3 protein-coding genes are annotated in these 3,394 nt (G+C 71.7%); 1 reads left to right on the forward strand and 2 read right to left on the reverse strand.

Annotated features, from left to right (window positions below; genetic code table 11):
• Together ACTIR_RS21515 and gltX are read right to left on the reverse strand one after the other, a co-directional pair.
• A partial coding sequence (locus ACTIR_RS21515) for an HAD family hydrolase (RefSeq protein WP_084789302.1) occupies positions 1-642 on the reverse strand: 642 nt, incomplete at its 3' end.
• 166 nt (positions 643-808) lie between these two features.
• Positions 809-2,296 carry a glutamate--tRNA ligase gene (gltX, locus tag ACTIR_RS0103645; RefSeq protein ID WP_026453258.1) on the reverse strand — a complete coding sequence of 496 codons (1,488 nt, stop codon included), beginning with the start codon at positions 2,294-2,296 and terminating at the stop codon, positions 809-811.
• 157 nt (positions 2,297-2,453) lie between these two features.
• On the opposite strand from gltX, the gene ACTIR_RS21520 reads away from it, so the two are divergent.
• The coding region (locus ACTIR_RS21520; RefSeq protein WP_065388535.1) for an FAD-dependent oxidoreductase at positions 2,454-3,394 on the forward strand (941 nt) is incomplete at its 3' end.

The raw sequence follows: 3,394 nt of genomic DNA on the forward strand, positions 1-3,394 counted from the left end.
CGTGCCGTCCGCACCCACCGCGCCATCCACGCTCTCCGTGCCGTCCCGACGGGGCGCACCCGCGCGGTGCAGCCACACGGCCCCGAGACCCGCGTCCCGGGCGCCCAGCGCGTCGGTGCGGAGCTTGTCGCCCACGTGCACCGCCTGTGCGGGCGCGCAGGCCAGGGTGTGACAGACCTGGTGGAACATCGCCGCATCGGGCTTGGCCACCCCGAGCTCGCCGGCGATGGCCACGTGGTCGAAGAATCCGGCCAGCCCCAGATCGTCGAGTTTGTCGCGCTGGTGCGCACCTGAGGCGTTCGTCACGGCGGCGAGCCGCACCCCGGCGGCGGTGAGCCACTCCAGGCAGGGGGCGACATCGTCGAACAACCGCCAGCAGCGGCGGAGCAACTCCTGACGGCGCGTCTCGAACCGCGCGGCCTCGTCGGCCGCCACCGCGACGCCGAGCTCGGCGAGGAACGCCCGGGTCCGGGTGCGGTGCATCCGGGCGTAATCCAGCTCACCCGCGACCACCCGCGCGACGTGCTCGTCGGTGATCCGCTCCCACAACGGCCACAGATCCGTCCGGCCGAGCAAGGACTCCAGTGACCGTCGTCCCGCCGCGGAGAAGTCGATCAGGGTGTCGTCGATGTCCAGACACACCACGCGCAACTCGGGCGGCGCCCAGGGGCCGGAACCGTCGAGTTCGGAGGCGTGCGATGCCGTCGGGGAGCCAAGCGGGAAAGCCACCACGCGAGGCTAGGGGACTTTCGGCGCCCTCGATTCGCCTTATGAGGTGATAAGACCGCCTCTGTTTCGGTCCAGGTTTCTACGCTGCGTGACCCGGGAGCGCGCGCCGCAGTCGCCCGAGCGAGACCTGTCGGCCGAGCAGTTCCATCGACTCGAACAACGGCGGCGAGACCGTGCGCCCGGTCACGGCGACACGGACGGGCGTGAACGCCTTCCGCGGCTTCAGTTCGAGCCCGTCGACCAGTGCCTGCTTCAGCGCCGCCTCGATGTCGTCGCTGCGCCACTCGGTCACCGCCTCCAGCGCCCCGAGCGCGGCACGCAGCACCGGCTCGGCGTCCGGCCCGAGGTGCTTGGTCGCCGCGGCCTCCTCGGGGGCGAACGAGTCCTCGTCGACGAACAGGAACGACACGAGATCCGGGACCTCGGACAGCACGGCGACCCGCTCCCGCACCAGCGGGGCGATGCCCCGCAGTGTCGCGAGTCGCGTCTCGTCCGGGTCCTGCGGCAGCACCCCGGCGGCGTGCAGGTAGGGCAGACTCCGCCGCACGAAGTCGTCCCGCTCCAGCGCGCGGATGTGGGTGCCGTTGATCGCCTCGGCCTTCTTCTCGTCGAACCGCGCGGGGTTGGCGCTGACCTTCGTGATTTCGAACGCGTCGACGAGCTCGTCCACGGTGAACACGTCCCGGTCGTCGGCGATCGACCAGCCGAGCAGCGCCAGGTAGTTCAACAGCCCCTCGGGGACGAAACCGCGCTCCCGGTAGTGGAACAGGTTCGACTTGGGGTCGCGTTTGGACAGTTTCTTGCTGCCGTCCCCCAGCACGGACGGGAGATGACCGAACTCGGGGACGAAGTCGGTGACCCCGATCCGGATCAGCGCCCGGTACAGCGCGATCTGCCGCGGGGTGGACGGGAGCAGGTCCTCGCCGCGCAACACGTGGGTGATCCGCATGAGCGCGTCGTCCACCGGGTTGGTGAGGGTGTAGAGCGGGGTTCCGTTGCCCCGCACCAACACCGGGTCGGGGATCGTGCCCGCCTTGAAGGTGATCTCGCCACGCACCAGGTCGGTCCAGGTGAGATCGGTGTCCGGCATCCGCAGCCGCAGTACCGGACTGCGCCCCTCGGCCCGGAAGGCCTCCTTCTGCTCCTCGGTGAGGTCGCGGTCGAAGTTGTCGTAGCCGAGCTGCGGGTCCTGCCCCGCCTCGCGCCGACGCCGCTCGACCTCCTCGTTGGTGGAGAAGGCCTCGTACAGCTCGCCCGCCTCGAGCAGACGGCGCGCGACGTCGGTGTAGCGCTCGCCCCGCTCGCTTTGCCGGTACGGCCCGTACTCGCCCCCCACCTCGGGCCCCTCGTCCCAGTCGAGACCGAGCCAGCGCAGGGCGTCCAGCAGGGCCTCGTAGGACTCCTCGCTGTCCCGGGCCGCGTCCGTGTCCTCGATGCGGAACACCAGCGAGCCGCCGTGGTGCCGGGCGAAGGCCCAGTTGAACAGGGCCGTCCGGACGAGTCCCACGTGCGGGACCCCGGTCGGCGAGGGGCAGAAGCGGGCGCGTACAGGCTTCGTCTCACTCATAGCGTGCTCAGCCTATCGCCCTTGACGGCGGCGGCGAATCCGTGCATCGTGAAGTTATTCAACGTCTGATGAATTAGCGACCGAGGAACCCGGGAGGCCGGCGGTGACCGGAGACGGACGGACCACCTGTGTCGTCGTCGGCGGCGGCCCGGCCGGGATGGTGTTCGCCCTGCTGCTCGCCCGCGCCGGCATCGCCGTGACGGTGCTGGAGAAACACGGGGACTTCCTGCGCGACTTCCGCGGCGACACCGTGCATCCCTCGACGCTGACCCTGCTCGACGAGCTCGGCCTCGGTGCACGCTTCGCCCGGCTGCCGCAGACCAGGCTCACCGAGATCGCCTTCCCGTTCCCGGACGGCGGCCGCGTGGTGGTCGGCGACCTGACCCGGCTGCGCACCCGCCACCCGTACGTCGCCATCACTCCGCAGTGGGACTTCCTCGACCTGCTCGCCGACGCGGGCGCGGACGAACCGACGTTCACCCTGCGGATGTCCACCGAGGTCACCGGACTGCTGCGGGAGAACGGCAGGGTCGCCGGGGTGCGCTACCGCGCCGCGGACGGCACCACCGGGACCGTGCGGGCCGACCTCACCGTGGCCTGCGACGGGCGGGGCTCACCCACCCGCGCGCAGGCGGGACTGCACCCGGTCGCCGCGCCGGTGCCGATCGACGCGTGGTGGTTCCGGCTGAGCCGCCGTCCCGGGGACGAGACGTCCCTGACACCGCGGGCGGGCGACGGCCGGTTCGCGATCGTGATCCCGCGGGAGGGCTACCACCAGATCGCCTGGATCGACCGGAAAGGGGCCGACCCCGCGCTGCGTGCCCGCGGTGTCACGGCGTTCCGCCGGGAGGTGGCCGCGGTCCTGCCCGGGCTCGCCGACCGCGTCGACGAACTGACCACGATGGACCGGGTGAAACATCTCGACGTCCGCCTCGACCGGCTCACCCGCTGGCACGTGCCGGGCCTGCTGTGTCTCGGGGACGCCGCGCACGCGATGTCCCCGATCGGGGGTGTCGGGATCAACCTGGCCGTGCAGGACGCGGTCGCGGCGGCGCGCCTGCTCGCCCGCCCGCTGCGGCGCGGGTCCGTCACCGGGGC

This window comes from Saccharomonospora iraqiensis subsp. iraqiensis, from assembly GCF_000430445.1.
Lineage (GTDB): Bacteria > Actinomycetota > Actinomycetes > Mycobacteriales > Pseudonocardiaceae > Saccharomonospora > Saccharomonospora iraqiensis.